Source organism: Halosimplex rubrum (assembly GCF_013415885.1).
In the GTDB taxonomy this organism is placed as follows: domain Archaea; phylum Halobacteriota; class Halobacteria; order Halobacteriales; family Haloarculaceae; genus Halosimplex; species Halosimplex rubrum.
This window is the reverse complement of record NZ_CP058910.1, coordinates 622,431-643,605: the sequence shown is the minus strand read 5'-3', so window position 1 is coordinate 643,605 and position 21,175 is coordinate 622,431. Positions and strand designations below refer to the sequence as shown.

At 69.1% G+C, this 21,175-nt stretch carries 24 protein-coding genes; 9 read left to right on the top strand and 15 right to left on the bottom strand.

Features of this window, described 5'->3' with window-relative positions; all coding sequences use genetic code 11:
- Positions 1–71: 71 nt before the first annotated feature.
- The 9 genes from HZS55_RS03245 to HZS55_RS03205 form a co-directional block, all read right to left on the bottom strand.
- Complete coding sequence (locus HZS55_RS03245) at positions 72–2,015, bottom strand: ATP-binding protein (protein ID WP_179910318.1); 1,944 nt, start codon at positions 2,013–2,015, stop codon at positions 72–74.
- Complete coding sequence (locus HZS55_RS03240) at positions 2,012–3,076, bottom strand: metallophosphoesterase family protein (protein WP_179910317.1); 1,065 nt, start codon at positions 3,074–3,076, stop codon at positions 2,012–2,014. The genes HZS55_RS03245 and HZS55_RS03240 overlap by 4 nt, the downstream gene beginning before the upstream one ends.
- Positions 3,077–3,165: 89 nt before the next feature.
- A complete protein-coding gene (locus HZS55_RS03235) occupies positions 3,166–3,969 on the bottom strand; it encodes a TrmB family transcriptional regulator (protein WP_179910316.1) in 804 nt (267 codons plus the stop codon).
- 43 nt (positions 3,970–4,012) lie between these two features.
- Positions 4,013–5,650 (bottom strand): DUF255 domain-containing protein, encoded by a 1,638-nt coding sequence (locus HZS55_RS03230; protein WP_179910315.1) that lies wholly within the window; start codon positions 5,648–5,650, stop codon positions 4,013–4,015.
- Positions 5,651–5,730: 80 nt separating this feature from the next.
- Positions 5,731–6,249, bottom strand: coding sequence for a dihydrofolate reductase (locus HZS55_RS03225; protein ID WP_179910314.1), 519 nt, complete (start codon positions 6,247–6,249; stop codon positions 5,731–5,733).
- Positions 6,249–7,247 carry a thymidylate synthase gene (thyA, locus tag HZS55_RS03220; RefSeq protein ID WP_179910313.1) on the bottom strand — a complete coding sequence of 333 codons (999 nt, stop codon included), beginning with the start codon at positions 7,245–7,247 and terminating at the stop codon, positions 6,249–6,251. Before thyA ends, HZS55_RS03225 begins: the two co-directional genes overlap by 1 nt.
- A gap of 52 nt (positions 7,248–7,299) precedes the next feature.
- Positions 7,300–7,815, bottom strand: a complete 516-nt coding sequence (locus tag HZS55_RS03215) for a hypothetical protein (RefSeq protein WP_179910312.1) — start codon at positions 7,813–7,815, stop codon at positions 7,300–7,302.
- Positions 7,802–8,494: a nucleotidyltransferase domain-containing protein gene (locus HZS55_RS03210; RefSeq protein ID WP_179910311.1), complete on the bottom strand. Its 693-nt coding sequence runs from the start codon at positions 8,492–8,494 to the stop codon at positions 7,802–7,804. Before HZS55_RS03210 ends, HZS55_RS03215 begins: the two co-directional genes overlap by 14 nt.
- 60 nt (positions 8,495–8,554) lie before the next feature.
- Entirely contained in the window at positions 8,555–9,601 is a 1,047-nt protein-coding gene (locus HZS55_RS03205; protein ID WP_179910310.1) for a methyltransferase domain-containing protein, read from the bottom strand.
- Positions 9,602–9,843: 242 nt separating this feature from the next.
- Here HZS55_RS03205 and HZS55_RS03200 point away from each other — a divergent pair, with 242 nt between their 5' ends.
- Both HZS55_RS03200 and HZS55_RS03195 read left to right on the top strand, forming a co-directional pair.
- Positions 9,844–10,404, top strand: coding sequence for a TATA-box-binding protein (locus HZS55_RS03200; RefSeq protein WP_006882347.1), 561 nt, complete (start codon positions 9,844–9,846; stop codon positions 10,402–10,404).
- Between the two features lie 113 nt (positions 10,405–10,517).
- Positions 10,518–10,949, top strand: a complete 432-nt coding sequence (locus HZS55_RS03195; RefSeq protein ID WP_246308345.1) for a DUF7473 family protein — start codon at positions 10,518–10,520, stop codon at positions 10,947–10,949.
- Positions 10,950–10,969: 20 nt separating this feature from the next.
- On the opposite strand, the gene hisG is transcribed toward HZS55_RS03195, so the two are convergent.
- A complete protein-coding gene (gene hisG / locus HZS55_RS03190) occupies positions 10,970–11,818 on the bottom strand; it encodes an ATP phosphoribosyltransferase (protein WP_179910309.1) in 849 nt (282 codons plus the stop codon).
- Between the two features lie 111 nt (positions 11,819–11,929).
- Here hisG and HZS55_RS03185 point away from each other — a divergent pair, with 111 nt between their 5' ends.
- From HZS55_RS03185 to HZS55_RS03170, 4 genes are all read left to right on the top strand, one after another.
- The gene (locus HZS55_RS03185; RefSeq protein ID WP_179910308.1) at positions 11,930–12,133 is read left to right on the top strand and encodes a hypothetical protein; all 204 of its coding nucleotides are present in this window, start codon (positions 11,930–11,932) and stop codon (positions 12,131–12,133) included.
- Between the two features lie 131 nt (positions 12,134–12,264).
- Complete coding sequence (locus HZS55_RS03180; RefSeq protein WP_179910307.1) at positions 12,265–13,461, top strand: M48 family metalloprotease; 1,197 nt, start codon at positions 12,265–12,267, stop codon at positions 13,459–13,461.
- 63 nt (positions 13,462–13,524) lie between these two features.
- The gene (locus tag HZS55_RS03175; protein WP_179910306.1) at positions 13,525–14,829 is read left to right on the top strand and encodes an amidohydrolase; all 1,305 of its coding nucleotides are present in this window, start codon (positions 13,525–13,527) and stop codon (positions 14,827–14,829) included.
- A 63-nt stretch (positions 14,830–14,892) separates the two neighbouring features.
- The gene (locus tag HZS55_RS03170) at positions 14,893–15,081 is read left to right on the top strand and encodes a hypothetical protein (protein WP_179910305.1); all 189 of its coding nucleotides are present in this window, start codon (positions 14,893–14,895) and stop codon (positions 15,079–15,081) included.
- Between the two features lie 25 nt (positions 15,082–15,106).
- On the opposite strand, the gene HZS55_RS03165 is transcribed toward HZS55_RS03170, so the two are convergent.
- Complete coding sequence (locus HZS55_RS03165) at positions 15,107–15,271, bottom strand: hypothetical protein (RefSeq protein ID WP_179910304.1); 165 nt, start codon at positions 15,269–15,271, stop codon at positions 15,107–15,109.
- A gap of 195 nt (positions 15,272–15,466) precedes the next feature.
- Here HZS55_RS03165 and HZS55_RS03160 point away from each other — a divergent pair, with 195 nt between their 5' ends.
- Positions 15,467–16,324 carry a hypothetical protein gene (locus tag HZS55_RS03160; RefSeq protein WP_179910303.1) on the top strand — a complete coding sequence of 286 codons (858 nt, stop codon included), beginning with the start codon at positions 15,467–15,469 and terminating at the stop codon, positions 16,322–16,324.
- A gap of 106 nt (positions 16,325–16,430) precedes the next feature.
- On the opposite strand, the gene HZS55_RS03155 is transcribed toward HZS55_RS03160, so the two are convergent.
- Positions 16,431–16,880, bottom strand: coding sequence for an RDD family protein (locus tag HZS55_RS03155; RefSeq protein ID WP_179910302.1), 450 nt, complete (start codon positions 16,878–16,880; stop codon positions 16,431–16,433).
- Positions 16,881–16,941: 61 nt separating this feature from the next.
- A complete protein-coding gene (locus HZS55_RS22770) occupies positions 16,942–17,064 on the bottom strand; it encodes a hypothetical protein (RefSeq protein WP_281372909.1) in 123 nt (40 codons plus the stop codon).
- Between the two features lie 207 nt (positions 17,065–17,271).
- On the opposite strand from HZS55_RS22770, the gene HZS55_RS03150 reads away from it, so the two are divergent.
- Entirely contained in the window at positions 17,272–18,414 is a 1,143-nt protein-coding gene (locus tag HZS55_RS03150; protein WP_179910301.1) for a PH domain-containing protein, read from the top strand.
- Between the two features lie 56 nt (positions 18,415–18,470).
- Here HZS55_RS03150 and HZS55_RS03145 read toward each other — a convergent pair whose 3' ends face one another.
- On the bottom strand, positions 18,471–19,532 hold the full coding sequence (locus HZS55_RS03145; RefSeq protein ID WP_179910300.1) for a zinc-dependent alcohol dehydrogenase family protein: 1,062 nt from the start codon (positions 19,530–19,532) through the stop codon (positions 18,471–18,473).
- 226 nt (positions 19,533–19,758) lie between these two features.
- A complete protein-coding gene (locus HZS55_RS03140; RefSeq protein WP_179910299.1) occupies positions 19,759–20,307 on the bottom strand; it encodes a KH domain-containing protein in 549 nt (182 codons plus the stop codon).
- Positions 20,308–20,455: 148 nt separating this feature from the next.
- On the opposite strand from HZS55_RS03140, the gene HZS55_RS03135 reads away from it, so the two are divergent.
- The gene (locus HZS55_RS03135; protein WP_179910298.1) at positions 20,456–21,145 is read left to right on the top strand and encodes a hypothetical protein; all 690 of its coding nucleotides are present in this window, start codon (positions 20,456–20,458) and stop codon (positions 21,143–21,145) included.
- The last annotated feature ends 30 nt before the right edge of the window (positions 21,146–21,175 follow it).

Below are 21,175 nucleotides of genomic sequence, written 5' to 3'. Positions count from 1 at the left end.
CAGTGGCGACTTTCCGGTCCGAATTCGGTTGTGAACCACCGTTAGAAACGTTCACCGCGGACTGGATCTCGTCACAGCGGCGTCAGTTCCGTCACGTCCGCGCCGGCCCGCTCGGCCAGCGCGTCTCTCGCGTCGGGCTTGCAGGTGAGATACACCACCTGCCAGCCCGACTCGACGAGGTCGCCGAGAACCTCGGCCTGCCGCTGGAGCCGCTCGGGATCGGCCGAGAGGAAGGCGTCGTCCATGAGGAAGAAGCCGTCGCGGCCCTCCATGAGGCGACGGCCGAGCGCGACGCGGACGGCGAGATACAGCTGGTCGCGCGTCCCGCGGGAGAGTTCCGCGGGCGAGAGCCGCTCGCCGCTCGCCAGCTCGACCACCAGCCGGGAGTCGTCGGCCAGGCCCACGTCGACGTAGCGGTCGTCGGTCACTCGCCGGAACACGTCGGCGGCCTCGCCGTCGGCGAACAGCGTCGCCATCTTCTCGTGCTCGGAGGCGGCCATCCGGTCGAGCACCGTCGCCGCGGCCCGCGAGACGTCGGCGTCGGTCTCGATGGCGTCGACGACCGCCCGCAGGCGGTCGGCTAGATCCGCCAGTGCTCCGAGGTTGGCGACGGTCAGATCGAGCGGGTCACCGGTGAACGCCTCGAAGCGGACGCCGCCGGCGCGCTCGGCGAACCGCTCGATCTGTCGGCGGTGGTCGCGGAGCGTCTCCCGTCGCTCGCGCTCGCGCTCGTCGGCCGCTTGGGCGCGCTCGCGGGCGTCTTCGAGCGTCTCCTCGGTGAACTCGCGGTCGGCGTCGAAGTCGATCTCCGCCCGCCGGGTGTCGAGAGCGTCCCCGGCCTCGGCGACGACCTCGCGGGGGTCCTCGGCGTCGATGTCGAGCCACTGCCGCAGGACCTCCGTGTTACCCTGGATGACCTCCGCGTGGTTGTCGTGTTCCTCGCGGTAGTCGGCGATGGCCCCGCGGACCGCCGGCGGGTCGTAGGCGTCGATGCCGACCTCGGAGGCCCGTTCGACGACCGCCTCGCGGTCGCGTTCCAGCCCGCCGACCGCGTTGCTCGCCGACCGGTAGGCCCCGAGCGCGACGAGGGTGACGACGCCGAAGGCAGCGGGGCCGGCAGCGACCAGTCGCGGCTCGTCGACCCCGAGTCCCAGCGGCACCGCGGCCGCGACGACGCCGGCCAGCAGCGCCGCGAGCGTCGCTCGCCGGTACCAGGCCTTGCGCCGCCGTAGTTCGTCCTCGCTCCCGGTCGCCAGGTCGTCCAAGCGCTCGGACAGCTCGTCGAGGTCGCGCTCGTCGGGGAGCTCGGCCCGCTCGTCGAGGCTGCGCTCCAGCGACCCCTTCGCCTTGACCAGTTGCTCGTAGTCCTCGCGGGCCTTCGCGGCCTCCAGCGCCTCGACCTCGGCCTCGGCCTCGCGCCGCTCGCGGGCGGCCTCGTAGCACGCCCGCTCGGCGGCGTCGAGCCCCTCGTCGTCGGCCCGGTCGAGGTACGCTTCCACGTCGGCGAGCAGGTCCGTCGCCAGGTCGCGCTGGTCGGCGGCGTCGTCCCGGCCGGAGAGGTCCCGTTCGTCGGGCGTCAGGCGGCCGCGTTCGACGACGCGGTCGCGGACCGTCTCGATATCGCCGGTCCAGATGCCGACGACGCGGTCGGTCACCCGGCGGTAGAAGGCCTGCTCGTCGAGCACGCGCAGGTCGCCGTCGCGGACGACGAACACGTTGCGGAACTCCGCCGGCGTCAGCTCGAAGTTGTACCGCTCGGCGTAGCGGTCCAGCAGCGTCTCGCCGTTCGCGAGTTTGTGCTCGCCCTCGTCGCCGTCGAGGACGACGTATCCCTCGGGGGGCTCGTCGACTCGCGGCTGGGCGACGCGCCGGTCGCCCGTCAGCGACCGCAGCAGCGACTCGACGAGCAGCGTCTTCCCGGACTCGTTGGGACCGTAGACGACGTGGGCGTCGCCGAACTGCAGCGTCTCCCGGAGCGGCCCGTAGCGGTCGACGTGGACCTCGCGCAGCTTCACGCGTGGGTCACCTCGCCGGCGGCCAGCAGTTCGGCGAGCGTCTCGACGAGTCGCTCCTCGACGACCTCGGAGTCGTCGACGCGGTCGAACTCGTCGAGGTCGCGGTCGTCGAGCCGGTCGACGAAGTCGGCGTAGATGGGGTGGTCGAGGACGGCCGCGACGCCGCGGGTCTCGTTGACCACCGTCGCCGGGCCCGCGGCGGCGTGCAGGCGCTCGTCGAAGGTCGACTCGTCGAGTTCGGTGAAGCCGTCGACGCGGACTTCGAGGTCGCTGCGGTCGGTCTCCTGGCCGTCGATCCACCCCTCGACGCGCTCGATGGCGTCGTAGCCGTCGCCGGGGGCGACCGTCGCCGCGAAGCGGTCGCGGTAGAAGGTGTCGAGCGCGACCGGCTGGACGTTGGCGTCGTCGGTGTCGACGACGACGGCGTGGCGGCGACCGAGTTCGGCCCAGGAGTGGGAGACGGGCGAGCCGGGGTAGATGAACAGGCCGCCGTTGGGGAGCTTCCGCTGGTAGAGCTCGCTGTGGACGTGGCCCGCGAGGACGAACTCGTAGCCGAGTTCGCCCAGCGTCTCCGTCTGGACGGGACAGTACGTGGGCTCGGCCTCGTCGCCGGTCGCGCCGGCGCCGAACCCGGCGTCGAGCGTGCAGTGCATCAGGAGGACGGCCTCCTCGTGGGCGCGCTCGCGCACGTCGAAGAACAGGTCCTCGCCCAGTCGCTCGCGGTCGGCGACGCCGAGGACCTCGCCGTCGCCGACGGTCGCCACCTCGACGGGGTCGGTCGAGAGCGCCCGGAAGTCGGGACCGAACTCGACGTTGCCGTCGAAGACCGCGGCGTCGTGGTTGCCGGGGACGACCAGCACGTCGAAGTCGTTGTCGGTGAACCGCTCGCGCAACTCGGGGCGGAGTTCGTCGGCGGCGGCCGCGGAGTCGAAGCAGTCGCCGCCGACGGTCAGGGCGTCGACCGCCTCGCGTTCGGCCGCGGCCAGGAGGGCGTCGAGCGCGTCCAGCGACCGCTCGCCGCCGCGCCCGAGGTGCAGATCCGCGGTGTGCAGTAGCCGCATGTATCCCGTCCCGCGGCGGCGAGCGACTTAAGGATTGGTTACAGCCGCGACAGGATCTCTCGTGCGCCGAACGCGGCCGCGACCGCCGGTCAGAGCCGCAACCGGCGGGCCTCGTCCCACCGGGGCGCGAACTCGGCGGCGATGTCGGCCGCGAACTCGGGGTCCTTGAGGTCGATCACCGCGAGGGTCTCGTCGTCGGTCAGCGGATGAGGGACCTCGATGCAGACCTCGGTGTCGTCGACGATCTCGAAGGTGCCGGTGACGTTCGCGCTCGTCCGCGTCTCGAAGTTCTCGTGGGGCTGGAGCGCCTCGCGGTAGCGCTCGCCGACGGCCTCGGGGAGCGCGTCGACCATCTCGGGCGTCAGCAGGATCGACACCGAGACGCCCCGATTCAGGGCGTCCTCCAGCGCGGCGGTGATGCGGGCGGCCACGTCGTCCATGTCGAACTGCTGGACCGGGGCGGAAGCGACGACGACGATCCGCTCGTCGGCCGCGGTGAGCCGCTCGACCAGCAGATCCAGCGCCTCGCCCGGGCCGACGCTGGCCGTCCAGAACGGCTCCTCGACGGGGTCGGTCCCGTCGAGTTCGTCGGTCAGGTCGTCGACGATGTCCTCGTACTGCTCGACCTGCTGTTCGAGCTCGCGCTTTTTCGCGTCCAGCAGCCGGTCCAAGGCCGTGTCGGACTCGACGGCGACGTACTTCTTCGGCCGACTCGCCGTCTGACTGCGCGCCAGGCTCTGGGTCTCCAGGCTGTTGAGCACGTCGTAGATCCGGCCCATCGGCACGTCGCTCGCCCGCGAGAGCTCCTTCGCCGTCGTGGGCCCCGCCTCCAGCAGGGCGCGGTAGGCCCGCGCCTCGTACTCCGAGAGGCCCAGATCTCTCAGACTCGCCATTATCCCACCCTGGCGCCGGCCAAACAAAAAACAACGGGTGAATTTACGGGCGCGATTCGGTCAGGACGGATTCGAGTTCGTCGGGGGTGCTCGCGCGCTCGTCGGCGTCGCCGTCGGCGAGGACGACCGCCTCGCCGTCGTCGGCGCGGTCGTCGGCGGGCGCGACGACGGTCTCGTGGTCGGCCAGCCGCAGCGCGGCGCGGTGGAGGTCGCTGCCGGCGTCGGTCCCGACGGCGACCAGCCGCGGGTCGCGCAGTCGGGCGACCGCCGAGGCGTACGTCGCCACCTCGACGCCCATCCGGTCGGTCGCGCCGGCGAACGCCGACAGCGCCGCCTCGGCGGCTTCCCGATACCGGTCGTCGTCGGTCAGCAGCCAGGTCTCGACCAGCGCGTCGGCCACGTCGACGTTCGTGTCCAGCGGGTACAGCGGGCGGTCGAGCAGGCCCGCGCCCTCGCTCGGTCCGTCGCGGAACGCCCCCGCTTCGCCCTGGAGGTGGTCGAGAGCGTAGTCGGCGACCGCCGTCATCGACCCCGGTTCGCCCAGCACCGACGCGCTCGTCGTCAGTCCCGACAGGACGCGGGCCTGCGAGGGCAGGAGCCCGGCTTCGCCCACTTCGCCCGTCTCGGGGTCGCCGAAGTGGACGACGCTCCCGTCCTCGCCGACGAGTTCGGCCAGCACGTGGTCGCGGGCGCGCTCGGCGTAGCGGCGGGCGCGCTCGTCGTCGGTGTAGGCGGCCAGCGTGAGCAACCCGTCGACGGCGACGCCGTTGTGGCCGGCGAACACCGTCCCGTCGACCGGCGGCGCCGCCGAGTCCTCGCGCTCGGTCGCTTCCTGGCGGTAGTAGGCGTCGTTCCCGCCCTGGCTCGCCGCGAAGGCGTCGCCGGTCCACAGGTCCGTCGTCAGGTACTCGACGGTGTCCTCGGCGGTCTCCCGGTAGGCGTCCTCGCCGGTGTAGCGGTAGCCGTGGGCGAAGGCCCGCACGAGCGCCGCGTTCTCGTCGACGAGCTTCTCCCGCTGGGGCGACCCCCAGTTGCGGTTGTGTGAGAAGCGGTAGAAGCCGCCGTCGTAGGTGTCGAACAGTCGCGTCCGCACCGCTTCGAGCGTCCGCGTGGCCTGGTCGCGGGCCCGCACCAATGCGAACTCGATGGTGCGGGGCAGCGGGAACTTCACGTCCGTCCCCCAGCCGCCGAACTCCTCGTCGTAGGCCGCGAGCAGTTGCTCGACCATGTGCTCCTCGACGCGGGCCGACAGCTCCCCCGCCGGCGGGTCGGCGTCGCCGAGCTGTCTGGGGATCGACCCCGCGTCGGCGCCCTTCCCGTCCCAGGTGCGCCGGACGGCGTCTAAGATCTCGCGGAAGCCGTCGACCCCGAGGAAGGTCGCGCCCGTGATGACCTCGCCGTCGGGCGTCGCGAAGACCGTCGAGGGGAACCCGCCCATGTTGTAGCGGTCGCGGACGCGCGGCCGGCGGTCGACGTTCACCCGCACGGGGACGAAACCGTCGTTGACGTTGGCGGCGATGCGGGGCTCCGAGTAGGTCGTCTCGTCCATCTCCCGGCAGTCCTCGCTCCAGGGCGCCCACAGCGACAGGAGGACGGGTTTGCCCGCCCGCTCGGCGGTCGCGAACGCCTCGTCGCCCCACTCGCGCCACTCGACTTTCGTCGCGTCCGCTGAATCGTCCATACCCGGGATTAGAACTCCCACCGGTAAGGCTCACTGATCGGGCTCGCCAAACACGGCCCCTCGAGCCACGCGGGCGACGGTCACCGCCGCTCGTAGGTCACGAACGACAGCTCCCCCTCGCGCTCGCGCTCGACCTCGGTCCACGCCGCCGGGTCCCGCTCCGGGAACCGGGTGTCGCCCTCGGGCTCGCCGGGGACCTCCGTCAGCACCAGACGGTCGGCCCGGTCCAGAAACGCCTCGTAGACGGTCGCGCCGCCGGCGACGAACGCCGTCTCCGCGCCCGTCTCGGCGGCGACTTCCGCGGCGGCCTCGACGGCCGCGTCGACGCTCCCGACCTGCACGACCTCGTCGGGCGCGTCCACACCGGAGCGCGTCACCACGACGTTGGTCCGCCCGGGCAGCGGCCCGCCCAGCTGGCCGGCGATCGACTCGTAGGTCACTCGACCCATGATAACCGGGTGGCCCATCGTCGTCTCCTTGAAGTGAGCGAGGTCGGCGGGGTAGTGCCACGGCATCCCGCCGTCGTCGCCGATGACGCGGTTCTCCGCGACGGCGGCGATCAGCGCAATCTCCATCGACGACGCCGAGTCGCCCGCCATCACTCGGCGACCGCGAAGTCCAGCCCCGGCGCGGGGTCGTAGCCGCGCACCGCGATGTCCTCGTAGGTCAGGTCGTCGATCGGCTCGTCGGCCACCTCGATGGTCGGCCGTTCGCGGGGCTCGCGAGTCAGTTGCTCCAGCAGGTTCGGGACGTGGTCGGCGTTCTCCTCGCCGGGTTCGGCGGGCGCGTCCGTCAGGATCCAGTCGCGCACGCCGGCGTAGCCCGCGCGGTCGTCGACGGCGGCCATCCGCTCGCGCAACTCCTCGCGGTTGGCCTCGTACCACTCGCCGCGGGCCCCCTCGCCGCAGTAGGCGTGGGCGTCGACGACCGAATGGGAGAAGCTCCCGACCTCGAAGCCGGTCCGCTGAGCGACGATATGGGTCACCAGCGAGTAGGCGGCGATGTTGAACGGGATGCCCAGCGCGATGTCGCCCGAGCGCTGGGTCAGGTGGAGGTTCAGGCGGTCGCCCTGGACGTTGAAGACGAAGGTGTAGTGACACGGCGGGAGGGTGCTGACGGCGGCGTTGGCGGGGTGCCAGGCGTTGACGACGATGCGCCGCGACCGGGGGTTCTCCCGCAGCGTGTCCAGCACGTACTGGAACTGGTCGAAGGTGTTCTCGTCGTCGTTCACCCAGCGGCCCGCGTCGTCGGGCCAGGACTCGCCCTCCAGGCCTTCCTCGGGGATGGGATAGCGGCGCCAGAAGCGGCCGTACGCGGTGTCGAGACGCCCCTCCTCGTCGGCCCAGGCGTCCCAGATCTTCGTCTCCTCGCGGAGGTTGCGGACGTGCTCCTCGCCGGAGAAGTACCAGAGGAGCTCGTGGATCAGGGAGTTCCAGCGGTAGCCCGACAGATCCTTCGTGGTCAGGAGGGGGAACCCCTCCTGGAGGTCGACCTCGTAGTGCGCGCCGAACGTCGAGAGGGTGTCCACGCCCGTCCGGTTGGGCTTGTAGGTGCCGTCGGCGATGGCCTCCCGGACGAGATCGAGGTACTGCTGCATCTTTGGGCGTACCACCGTGCGGGAGCGCTAAAAGGTGACTACTCGGGTCCGGTCATCGGTCGCCGGGGTCGCAGTTGCACCGCGAGTGGGCATCGGCGAACGCGACAACGTATCGGTGAACTTCCTCTGCGAGGTCGTGCATCGCCCCGGCGAACTCCCGACCCGGCCTGTCGAGGTCGTAGTAGAAGCGCGACCGGTGCTCGGCACGGAAGGCGTCGATCCGGTCGGCGACGGCCTCGCCGGAGAACACGTTTCGCGACGCGATGTCGTCGAACACCTCCCCGTGTTTCCGATAATCCGCCGACTCCGCCGCAGTCATCTCGACGAGGTAGAACTGAAGCGACCGCTCGATCGCGTTGAACGACAGCTCGACGATACTGACGTAGTTGTTGGTGCCCTGCCGCAGTTGTCGACACGTCCCCAGCATCGCGCAGGCCTTTCCCAGTTGAATGTCCGCGTCGTCGTCGGGCCGCTGCCACGACAGCGAATCCTGCACCGGTCCGGTCTCGTCGTCTTCGAGCAACTGTTCGACGCGTTCGAGCGCGGCGACGACATCAGTCAGTCCCACTGTCGAACACCTCCCGCTTCACCGCGTCCAGCGCTGGCGTCTCTCGGAGCGTCACCCCTTCGGTGAGAACATCGTCGATCCGGTCGTGGCCTGGTGCCGACTCGCGAGTCTCGACGACGATGTGTGGTTCGTACCGTTCGCCGTCGATCCGCTCGTCGGCCATCGCCCGTTCGATGTCGTGTGCGGCTCGTTGAGCGTCCATCCGTCCGTCCTCGACCACGACGAACAGGTCGATGTCGCTCGTTCGGTCGGCGTCGCCCCGTGCGACACTTCCGAAGAGAACGACGCCGATCGGTTCCCCGATCCGCGCGTCGAGTCGCGAGAGAACCGCTCTGATCGGTGCGTGGAACTCCGACTGCGGGACGACCGTCACGGGATCGTCGGGCGTGACGAGCATCTCGGGGTCGGCCCGGACGGCGTTCGCTCGGCCCGAACGGTCGACATCGACCACCCCGAGCGCTTCGAGAGTATCGACCGCCGCGTTCACACCGCCCAAGCCCCGCCCCGTCACTCGATGTAATCCGCGGTTCGTAAACGTCCGCTCGGGGTTGTCGACGAGCACGTGAAGGACATCTCCGGTCGCTCCGTGACGAAACGCGTCCGTATCTCCGAGCGGGACGGGAAGTCGAACGTATGCCCCCTCCGGAGGGTCGTCCGAATGAACCGTCTCAGTGGTCATGAATGCTAAGACAGTTCGTTTAGTATTAAACGTGTACCCCGGAGGCCATTCGCAGTCGGCTTACTCCGTCAGCACCAGAATATGCCGCACCAGCGACCGGTGAACGCGCCGTTCGAAGTGTTCCTCGACGCGCCACCCAGTGTCGACGGCTTGCGCTTCCCACGAGCGGTCGGCGACGACCACCGCGCGGCCGGCCAGGCGACGCGCTTCCGCCAGGGCGTCCCCCACGAGGTCCGCCAGCGAGTCGCCCTCGATCTTCGACTGGCGGCCGTAGGGCACGTCGAAGACGGCGGCGTCGGCGACGCCGTCGGCGAACGGCAGCCGCGTCACGTCGCCGCGACAGACCGCAAAATCGCCGTCGGCGCCGAGCGCGTCGCGCAGGTTCGCCCGCGTGCCCCGGGCCATCTTCGCCTGGGCGTCGCTCCCGACGGCGCGGGCGCCGACGAGTCCCGCCTCCAGAAGGACGCCGCCGGTGCCACACATCGGGTCGACGACGGTTGTTCCCTCTCGCGCGCCGGCGACGTTCACCAGCGCGCGGGCGAGCATCGGGTCCATGCTCCCGGGCTGGAAGAACGGGCGGTCGGTGGGTCGGCGGTCGCCGAAGCCGCGCTCGCTCTCGGCTTCGAGCCAGCCGAGGACGCAGACGCCCGTGCCGTCGGCGTCGGAGCCGTCGGCCGCGTCCGCCGACTCGCCGTTCGCCGCCGTGCTCTCGGCGCCCGGCGGCCCGGCGAACAGCGCGCGCAGCTCGTGGTCGGGGTCGTCGAGGTCGACGGCGAACCCGCGGTCGACGAGCACCTGACCCAGCTCGCGCTCGACGCGCTGGGTGTCGACGCCGGTCGTGGCGCGCACGTCGACGGCGCGGACGGCGACGCTCCCCTCCCGGTCGACCGTCGAGGCGTCCAGCAGCGCCCGCGCGCTCGCCACGTCGGGGTCGCAGTGGCCGACCACCTCGCTCGCGCGGTGGACGAACGCCAGGTCGCGGACGCGGTCGGTCACCGCGCGCGCGGTCGCCAGCCCGGCACCGACGACCTCGACCCCTGCGGCGGCGCTGGCCGCCTCACAGGCCGCGAAATCGTCGTCTTGCCCGCCCAGTTCGAGGACGTACACGCCCGACAGTCGCCCGCCGCCGGCCAAGAACCCACCGGTGCTCGCCGGCGACCGTTCCCCACCCCGACCGTCCGCTCGCCGGACCCCGACCCCTGATAAAACCGCTCCTCACCCCCACTAAAAGGCGTTTTTAGGCGTCGTCCGGGCCGAGAACCTAAGCGAGGTGACCCGTCCGCGTTCGTGACGTATCAACGTCCCGTATGAAAGTTTATAAGCCTTAAATACAACGTTTAAGTCGAGACATGGTTGACCCCAAGGAGACAATCAATATCGAAAACGTCGTCGCCTCGACTGGAATCGGGCAGGAGCTCGACCTGCAGAGCGTGGCGATGGACCTGGAAGGGGCGGACTACGACCCCGAGCAGTTCCCCGGCCTCGTCTACCGCACGCAGGAGCCCAAATCGGCGGCGCTGATCTTCCGCTCGGGCAAGATCGTCTGCACCGGTGCCAAGAGCACCGACGACGTCCACGAGAGCCTGCGCATCGTCTTCGACAAGCTGCGCGACCTGAACATCCAGGTCGACGACGACCCGGAGATCGTCGTCCAGAACATCGTCACCAGCGCGGACCTGGGCCGCAATCTGAACCTCAACGCGATCGCCATCGGTCTCGGCCTGGAGAACATCGAGTACGAGCCCGAGCAGTTCCCCGGGCTGGTCTACCGGCTGGACGACCCCGACGTGGTCGCGCTGCTCTTTGGCTCCGGGAAGCTCGTCATCACCGGCGGCAAACAGCCCGAGGACGCCGAGGAAGCGGTCGACAAGATCGTCTCCCGGCTGGAAGACCTCGGTCTGCTGGAGTAGTCGCGACACTGCGGCGCTCGGCCCCACACGTCCCGCGCCCGAACCACCTGTGCTCGCGACGCCCGGCCGTCCGCGATAGCAGGCTACAAACCGCCGCCCTGCCTATCGCCGCCATGGACCTCGTAGCGCCGCTCTCGGTCGAGACGCCGACCGCGCTCGCGCCGCTCCAGACCGACGCGACCGGCGGCGGTATCTTCGCGCTGGTCGTCACCTTCCTGCTCACCGCGGTCTTCTACGCCGTGACGCTGCACCTCGCCGCGACCTTCTTCATCGGCGACGTGCCCAGCCAGCGGGCCGCCTACGTCGGCCCGGTCCCGGCGCTGGTCTCCATCCTGCTGGGCCGCTACGGCGTCGAGAGCATCGGGTTCGTCTCCCCGGGCCTCGGGATCGTCATCGTCCTGCTGGCCACCCTGGCTGCCGACGCCATCGCTATCAGCGTCTCCTACCGGATCTCCTGGCGACCCGCCGCGGTGCTCACGGCGCTGCACCTCGCCTTCGCGGCCGTGCTGGGCTTCGCGCTGAACAACATCTTCGGCTTCTTCTGAGGACGCCCGCCGCCGATTGACTACTCCACCAGCCGCTCGATCTCGGTGACGAGCACGTCGCTCGCCCCCACCTCTTTGAGCGCGTTGATGGTCTCGAAGACGGCTCGCTCGTCGACGACGGCGTGGACGGCCACGTCCTCCTTCCCGGCGATGTCCATCACCGTCGGCCCGCCCATCCCCGGCAGCACGTCCTTCACCTCCTCCAGTCGGTCCTCGGGGACGTTCATCATCAGGTAGCGCTTGCCCTCGGCGGAGAGCACGGATTCGAGCGCCATGCGGATCTGCTGGACCTTCTCGTCGTCGGCCACGTCGTCGCGGGCGAACAGGCGGACGGACGACTCCAGCACGTCGGCGATCTCCGCCAGGCGGTTCATCCGCAGGGTGGTACCCGTCGAGGTGATGTCGACGATGGCGTCGGCGATGTCGACGTGCGGTGTGAGCTCCGTGGCACCCGACACCTCGGCGATGTCCACCTCGATATCGCGTTCGGCGAAGAACTCGCGGGTCACGTTCGGGAACTCCGTGGCGACGGTGCCGCCGTCCAGATCCGCGACGGCCTCGATGTCGCCGTCCTCGGGCGCCGCGAGGACGAGTCGGCACGAGCCGAACTCCAGGTCGAGCAGGTCGACGAGTTCGTCGGTGTCCGACTCCCGAGCCTGGTCCAGCCCCGTGATCCCCACGTCGGCGGCGCCGTCGGCGACGTACTCGGGGATGTCGGCGGCGCGGGCGTAGAGGACGGTCACGTCGGGGTCGACGGTCTGAGCGTAGAGCTTCCGGTCGGCCCCGTCGACGACGTGGAGGCCGGCCCGGTCCAGCAGATCGATCGCCGGGTCGTGTAGGCGACCCTTGTTGGGGACGGCGATGCGCATACGCCTACTGCGCGGGCCGCGGGCAACTGTCTTTCCCTCTCCGGGCGACGTGGGTCCCCGAGACGGTTACCGCCCGTAGGTTTATCCCCGAGAGCGCGACCACCGGCTTCCATGACGACAGTCAGCGTGACCGACGGACTCGCGTACGGGCTTCGAATGGTGGCGGTGTTCGGGATCCTCCTGACCGTCGCCGCCGTGTTGACCGTCGTCGGGACAAACATGGCGATGACGGCCCGGACGTACGGCCTCTACGGAGGGGGTATGGACTGGGGCGATTCCTCCTCGGTGCGGCGCTGTCGCTCGCGGGCGGTCTGACGCTGTACGCCGGATCGATGGGGCTACTGTACAAGGTGATCGCCGACGGCGTCCGCCGGGGAACAGCCGCGCGGTCTGATCGAACGTGACGACACGCAAACGTTTTCGACCGGCCGGTCGGATCGGCGGACGTGCTCGCCCTCCATCTCCTCCAGTCTGGGATCGACGCCGGTGTCGCCCTCCAGTCGGGCGTCGACAGCGGTGCGGTCCGCGACTCGCTGGGCGCGCTCGCCGCGGGTGCGGCCATCGGCGCGCTCGTCCTGTACCTGTACGGTCTGCGGGTTCGCGGCGCCGACGACCGCGTGGCCGCGCTCGCTCGGCTTCGCCGCGCGGTCCGCGCGGTGCTGGTGGTCGTCTACGCGGGGACGGTCCTCGCGCTGCTGGACGCCGGCTGGTTCGGCGTCGTCGACGCGGCGGCCGCACCGCTGGTCGGAATCGACACGGAACTCGCGAGCGCTGCCACGCTGTTTCTCGGCGTCTCGACGCCGTTCGCGGCCGCCATCGGCGCGTACTTCGGTGCGTTCCCCGCGGCCCAGTCGCTCCGCGGGACGGACGTGTCGCCGGTGTCGGCCGCGTTCCGCCTCGGCCGGTTCGGTCTCGGTGCGGCACTGTACTTCACCGTGCTCGTCGTCGTACAGAACGCACTGACGACGACTTCGACGACCGCGCTCCCGTTCGTCGCCGTCCTCTTCCTGTTGCTCCTCGCCGTCTGGGTCACCGCGCCGTGGCTGGTCCGGCTGACCCGCTCGACGCGGTCGCCGACCGACGCCGAGCGCGAACGGCTCGCTCGGCTGTGCCAGGAGGCGGGGCTGGACCCCTACGGCGTCCGCGTCCTCGAAGCGACCGACGCGAAACAGGCGTTCGCGCTCGTGCGCGGCCCGCCCCGCCGTCGACAGCTGTTCGTCACCGACTACCTGCTCGACGAGCTCGACGACGAGACGCTTCGGGCGTCCCTCGCCCTCCAGGCCGCACGGACGGACAGGAACCACCTCGAAGCGCGGTTAGCCCTGGCCGTCGGGACGGTGCTGTTCACGCTGGGGCCGCTCCTCGGCGTCCTCTCCGTGCCGGGCGTCGCCGACGGGGCGGTCGCACTGGTCGCGCTGTCGGCCGGGCTCCTCGGGCTGTGGGCGGGGCAGTGGCTGGTCTATCGGGCCGACATCGCGGCCGTCGAGCGAACGAGTCGCGAGGCCGTCGAGGCCGCCATCGAGCGCTACGCCGAGTTGAACGACGCGCCGATGGAGTGGGGCCGCCTCGCCTCGCTCCGGCGGATGGAGCCGTCGCTGACCCAGCGGATCGACCGGATCCGGGACCGCGCGGCCCGGGAGTGACCCCGCGATCCGACGCGGTCGCGAAGGGGCACATTCAGGCACCCCCCGGCCGAACTCGCCGCCATGAGCGACCTCCTCGTCGCGGGCGGACAGGTACTGCGACCCGATCTCACCGTCGAGCGGGCGGACGTGCTGGTCGACCGGGAGTCGGGCGACATCGCCGACGTGGTCGACCCCGGCACCGTCGACGCCGCCGAGACCCTCGACGCGAGCGACGGGCTGGTGATCCCCGGGCTGGGCAACGCCCACACGCACGTCGCGATGACGCTGCTGCGCGGGTACGCCGACGACAAACCGCTCGACGCGTGGCTGCAGGAGGACATCTGGCCGGTCGAGGCGGAACTCACCGCCGACGACATCGAGGCGGGAGCGGAACTCGGTATCGTGGAGATGATCAGGTCGGGAACCACCGCGTTCTCGGACATGTACTTCCACGTCGACCGGATCGCCGACGCGGTCGACCGTGCCGGTGTGCGGGCCGTCCTCGGCCACACGGCCGTCACGGTCGGCAAGGACGACGAGGCCGCACGCGCGGATCTCCAGCAGAGCATCGACGTGGCGAAGCAGCTGGACGGCGCCGCCGACGGTCGGGTCTCGACGACGTTCCAGCCCCACTCGCTGACCACCGTCGGCGAGGCGTATCTCCGGGAGTTCGTCCCGAAGGCCCGCGAGGCAGGCCTGCCGATCCACTTTCACGCCAACGAGACCGAGAACGAGGTCGACCCCATCGTCGACGAACACGGCGCCCGCCCGCTGGAGTACGCCGACGACCTCGACCTGCTCGGGGAGGACACCTACGTCGCCCACGGCGTCCACGTCGACGAGGCGGAGATCGACCTGCTGGCCGACACCGGGACCGGCGTCGCCCACTGCCCGGCGTCGAACATGAAGCTCGCCAGCGGGATGGCGCCCGTCCAGCGCCTCCGAGACGCCGGCGTCACCGTCGGTATCGGGACCGACGGCGCGGCCTCGAACAACGACCTGGACGCCTTCGACGAGGTGCGCGACGCGGCGATGATCGGCAAGCTCGTGGCCGACGACGCGGGCGCCGTCCCCGCCGAGGCTGTCGTCGAGATGGTCACGCGGGGGAGCGCCGACCTGCTCGACCTCGACGGCGGCCGCGTCGAAGCGGGCGCCAACGCCGACCTCGCCGTGGTCGACCTCGAAGCGGCGCACCTGACGCCCGCCCACGACCCGGTGAGCCACCTCGCCTACGCCGTCCGCGGCAGCGACGTGCGCCACACCGTCTGCGACGGCGAGGTCCTGATGCGCGACCGCGGGGTGCTGCCCCTCGACGAGGCCGCCGTGCGCGAGCGGGCGAGCGAGCACGCCCGCGACCTGATCGCTCGGGCCGAGGGCGACGCGTAGCGCGGCCGGTCGACACCGAGTCGCATCGCAGAATCGTGTCAGTCAGGATCAAGCTTTTCGAGCATGGTAGCGTTGACGGGGTTGTTCGTCGTCGGCATCGGACTCTACGTCGCGTACGTGGCGCCGGCGGTCGCGGCGCGGGCCGGTTCGGCTGTGGAAGGGCGCGGCAGTTTCGGCGCCGACGTCGCGGCCGTGCGCCTCGTGGACGGGACAGTGGCGGTCTACGGCGTGTGCGTCGTGATATCCGGGTGAGCACGCCCCGACGACGGGCGTCCGCTCAGAACGGGTAGTTGAAGTAGAGGTACCCGACGCCGGCCAGCACGCACGCCGCGACCGACGCCTCGACGACGGCGTCGGTCAGCGCGCCGACGACCAGCGCCGGGACGAGGAAGGCGACCAGCCACAGCGCGTACGAGTCCGTCGTGACCTCGCGGAAGTTCATACCGATGTCTCGCTACCGGTCCGGAAATCGTTTCCCGTCCGCTGGCGTCGGCCCATGCCGGTCTCTGTGCGGCGTTCTCAGTACGGATAACCGACGGGTAGACCGTTTATCGGCCGAAAATTCGCGTTAATTCGGCAAAATTCCGGACGAGGGTAACCCACGACTAAGTGGAAATAGGCCGTGGAGTATCGACGTATGAGTCAGCGCACACGGGCGTTGCTGGTGGCGGTACTGATGGTCGTCTCGGTGGCGGCGCCGGCGATGGCGGCGACAGCGTCGGCGGAGTCGCTGAGCGTCGATGTTGAACAGGACGACGACGTCACGGTGACGGTTACGAACGAGACGGTCGGGAATGGGATGGGAGACGACACGGTCGCGAACGCGTCGGTGAACGTGACGACGGTCACCGAGAACGTCACGTACGCCGATGCGGGGACGCACACTACCGGTGAGAACGGGACTGTCACGCTTCAGGCGCCGAACCAGTCGCTGACGGTGTCGGTGACGGCGACGTTCGACAACGCCTCGGCGACGACCACGGCGGACCTGGCGGCCGGCGAGTCCAACGAGACGGGCGATGCGAACGAGACGGCCCCGTTCGGGCTGCAGCTCGTCGGCTTCATGTCGGGGATGGACGACACGGACGGGCCGCGCGGCCTGGCCATCGCGTCGTGGGTGACGGCCAACAATCCCGGCAACGGCGGCGGGCCGCCCGCGTGGGCTGGTCCGAGCAACGCCACCGGGAACGAAACCGGCAACCACACCCGGGGGCCGCCGGACCACGCTGGTCCCGGCAACGAGACGGCCAACGACACGCGGGGACCGCCGGACCACGCCGGCGACGACGGCAACGAGACTCGCGGACCCCCGGACCACGCCGGTAACGACGACGAAGAGGACGAAGAAGACGACGAAGCGGGTGACGAGGCCGAAGACGAAGCGAACGAGGAAGACGATGCTGACGACGCGGACGAAGACGACGAGGACGAGTCCGGCGGACCGCCGGACCACGCCGGCAACGACGGCGGGAACGGAGCCGGCGGTGACCGGTAGTCGGCGGTAGCGCGGTCTCGCGGCCGGCCGCGCAGTCACCGACACTGTTTTCGAGAGGGCGAGACGGCGAGCGCCCGCGGTGTTGACCGCGGGGCGGACCGGAGCGTCACCTGACGACGGCGGTGTCCGCGACCCGGTCGCCGATCCGTCGCGACCCGTCGGAGGCGAACACGGCGACGATCCCGACGACGTAGAACGCCGGCAGCCAGTCGACGAGCCGGAGGACGTTCCGCACCGCCGCGGCGCGCAGCGAGGGCGGCGAGCCGTCGCCGTCAGTCACCCGGATCTTGACGAGTGCTTTCCCGATGGTCCGCCCGTATCGCCACTCCGCGACGGTGTGGTAGCCCAGCGCCAGCGCGAACCAGAGCCCGAACGCGACGAGCCCCGGCGTCCCGCTGAGCGACGCGTCGACGCCCTCACTCGTGGTCGTGATGTCGCCCGTCACCGCCGCGATCGGGTAGATCGCGACGAACAGGAGGGCGAACCAGACGACGGCGTCGATCGCCATCGCCACGCCGCGGATGCCGGGACCGCACCGCTCGAAGCTGTCGTCCATGCACTCGTCTGTGTCCGTCGCGCGGAAGTGCTTTGTCGTCGTCCGGCGGGTCGGAACGCCGTCAGAACTCGTCGATGACGGGGATGCCGACCGTCTCGAAGTCGGTCATGTCGTCGAGGACGCCCGAGACGTCTTCGAGGCCGATGCGTTCGGTTCTGACGGCAAGATAGCGACAGTTACCCACGGGTATCTGATGCTCTCTAAGGTGTATCTTACGTTTCCACGGGTGCGCATCGGTGCGTTCGTTACACGTGCCATGCACGGGAATCGAGGGTACTGGCACCTTCGACAATCTCGGATCGAGAGACGAACCGGTTAAAAGACGGGCATAATGATATGATTTCTTAAGCAATCGTTAAGTGATCGGATTCGAGAGTGAGGCACCGTTAGAATGGCTAACTCTTCTGAAGACACGACGCTCGTCGAAAATGCCGACCACGAATCGGTCACCATCCAACGCCTCACCGAGATCAAGCCGGGCCTGACAACTCGATACTTACACTCGAAATCACTGGTTGAGTACCTGCGGCCCGACGAGCAACCACATTTCATATTCGCGGCGAGGAACAAGACGGTGGAACTCGAGGGACCGGGTGCCCCTTCGAAACCGGTCCAGAAGGGCACCGGAATGGTCATGCATATGGTGACTGATCAGCGCTGGCTGACTGTCGCAGCCAATCAGGACGGAGACCAATCGATGGACGTCCCGATTGAATCTATCAACGGTGTCACCGTCGAGACGGGCGGGTTCGGGACTCACGAGGTGTCGTTCACCACCGAGGAGTTCGGTGTCGTCGTTCCAATCGGGAACATGTACGACGACGAGGAGATCGACGCGGTTCACTCGTGGCTCGTTCAGCACAGTAGCGCGGACGGAACAGGGCTGAAGCGGTTATGGGGGAACGACATCTCGAGTGAGAATGAGCCCCAACGTGCTGAGGGGTTCGACGAACTCGCCGACCCAGAAAAACACATGAACGCCGATCCGCAAGGCGGTTGGGTCACACCGGAACGAATACAGAAGATGGGGGACACGCTCGATGAGGACGAGAACGTTCATTACATGTTCAAAGGAGGGACAATCGATGTCGAAGGGTCGACATCAGGCGAATCACTCTGGGGTAACGACCGCGACCGGAAGTCATCGTTGAAAGGCATTTTCACCGCGATAACGGACAAACGAGTGGTGATCAATATCCCGCAGTTCCTCGGGGACGACGAGCGCCACATTCCCTACTCCTCTATCGTCTCGTGCGACCTCGACACCGGACTCGTCGCAAAGCGAGTGTCGTTACAGACCAAAGGACCGACCTATCACATTCAGGCACAAGGCGTCGGAAAAGACGAGCTCCGGACGGCGCTACGGTTCGTCCGAGATATGGCCGAAGAAGCAGATAAAACAGTTGTACAGACCGAAAGCTCGGAACCGGATCCCACTGAACAGTTGAAAAATATCACAGATCTTCACGAATCGGGTGTTCTCTCGGACGAAGAGTTCGAAGAGAAAAAGCGGGAACTGCTCGACCGAATCTGACCCACAGCGGCCGGGCGCCTCACGAGAGTTCGCTTCCCCCGATCCACACAAGTCTCTCAGAACTCGTCGATGACGGGGATACCGACCGTCTCGAAGTCGGTCATGTCGTCGAGGACGCCCGAGACATCTTCGAGGCCGATGCGCTCGGTGATGATCGCGGCCGGATCGAGCTTCCCGGTGGCGACCATCCGGAAGATCTCGTCGTAGCGCTCGGGCGGCATCCCCAGCGCGCCCAGAAAGTCGATCTCGGCGGTGACCATCTCGTCGGTCGGCAGCGGGAGGGTCCCGCCGGCCTCCTTCGTCGTCAGCCCGACCTGGACGTGCTGGCCGGTCTTGCCGAGGCTCTCGACGGCGTTGCGGCAGGTGGTCTCGATGCCGAGCGCGTCCATCGACACGTCGGCGCCGCCGTCGGTGATCGCCCGCACCTCGGCGGCGGGGTCCTCGACCTCCGCGGCGTTGACGGTCTCGACGGCGCCCTGTTCCTCCGCGAAGTCGAGTTTCTCGTCCATCAGGTCGACGCCGACGACGTTGGCGCCGATGGCGTCGGCGATCTGGACCGCCGAGAGGCCGACGCCGCCGCAGCCGTGGACGACGAACCAGTCGCCGGCGCCCACGTCGGCGCGGTGGGCCAGCCCGTGGAAGGCGGTCATGAACCGACAGCCCAGCCCGGCCATGTCGACCGAGGAGACGCCTTCGGGGAGCGTGACGAGGTTGTGGTCGGCGTGGGGGACCGGCACCTGCTCGGCGAACGCGCCCGGGGCGCTCGGCTGGAGCCCCAGCGCCTCGCGGTTCTCGCAGATGTTGGAGTGGCCGGTCCGACAGAGGTGACAGGAGCCGTCGCCGAGGTTGAACGGGACGGCGACGTGGTCGCCCTCGGAGACGCCCGCTACTTCGTCGCCGACGGCGACGACGTGGCCGGCGGGTTCGTGGCCGAGGATGTGGCCCGGCACCGGGTCGAGGCCGCGCCACTCCCAGTCGCCCTGCCAGGCGTGCCAGTCGCTGCGACAGACCCCGCAGGCCTCCACCGCGACGACCGCACCGTGTGGCTCCGGTTCCGGGTCGTCGACCTCCCGAACCTCCAGCGGTTCGCCGTAGTCCGTGAAGACTGCTGCGCGCATACCCGGGCTATCGGCAGCGCCCGTGAAATACCCTCGTACCTGAAGCCGTTCGAGTCGGTGTCGTGTGGATCGATGTAGTGACCGAGTGGACCGCTGCGACGACTGTCGGTACCGATCGCTGGGCTGTGAACGACCCGCGAACCTCCGCGACTACGACGGCAGACAGCACCGCTGGGCGGATCGTAGTGCAAAAACAGCCTAAAAGAGACGAAAACGACGAGAACGTCTAGCCGGAGAACTTGTGGTAGTCGAGGCCCTTGTGTTTCATCTCGTTGTGCTTCTCTTCGAGGAAGGAGTAGACGGTGCCGTGGGGGGCGCCCTCGATGATCATCTCGGCGGCTTCGCGGACGGTGTCGACCTGTTCGGGACCACCGATGATGCCCAGCGTGGAGCCGTAGATGACGACGGAAGCGCCGGACAGTTCCTCCATGAGTTCGCGGGTGCGGCCGTCCTCGCCGATGAGCCGGCTCTTGTGGCGCTGGAGGTCGTTGCGGTTGCGCGCGGCGGCGTCGATGTCGATGATGTCGAACATCATCATCTCGTCGTCGAGCAGGCGCATGGCCTCCTCGGGGGCGAACCCGCGGCCGATGGCCTTGACGATGTCCGGGCCTTTCAGCGCGGTGAGCGGGTCGCCGGTCTGTTCGACCTTGACCTGTCCCGTCTCGCTGTCGACATCGAGTCGCACCTCCGAACGGTCCTCGATCTCCCGCAGCGTCGCACCCCCTTCGCCGATCAGCACGCCGATCCGGTCCTGCGGAATCTTCACGTGTTGCATACCTGACCGTAGGAGTCTCCGCCGGTTTAAGCCTTTGTTGGCCGCGCGACCGTGTGACGGGCACCCGGGCCGACCCGCGAGGGGGCCCGCGACGGTCGACCGCCCGCGGAACCGACATCGTTTTGTCGGCGAGACTGAACAACTGTCCATGGTCCGGTCGCTGACGCGGAGACAGCGCGGGGGGCTCTACGTGTTCGTCGGATTCGCCCTCCTGTTGAACCCGTTCGTCGTCGGCGCGCTCGACATCGGCGACCCGGACAGCTACACGTACGAGCCGAAGGAGATCACGTTCCACGACAACGGGACCTACGACGCGCCGATCGGTGTCGACGAAATCGACCCGGGGGTCGCGTGTCTCGATACCCTGCCGAGCAGGTCGTGTGCGCTCGAACGGGCGGTCCACGCAAACGGCGGAGTCACGTACGACGAGTACCCGCGTTTCGTCGTCCGCGACGTTCGCTACCCGTACGTCCACGTCTGGGGAGCGGGCTTCTTCGAGACCGCGACAGAGGAACTGGCCAACGGCTCCGTCGAGTACGGGCTGGAACCCGTGCCCAAGTCGCGAGTGCTCGACTCGGTCGCGGTGTCGAGCGACGACGCCTCCCGCGGCGTCCGCGGGGCGCTGGAGACCGGACAGTACCGGACGAGCGACCCGCTTGACGACGCCGACGAACTCGTCGCCCACGACGGGAGTTACTACGTCGTCACCGAAGTAGCGTCCCGGACGACGACGGGCGAACGCCGCGATATCGTGATCGGCCTCCAGTGGGTCGCCGGGATCGGCGGCGGCTGGCTCGTCCTCCGCGGCCAGCGCCACAGGGTGGCCGCCGGCGGGTAACCGCGGCCGGAGCGGCGACCGCCGCCCCCC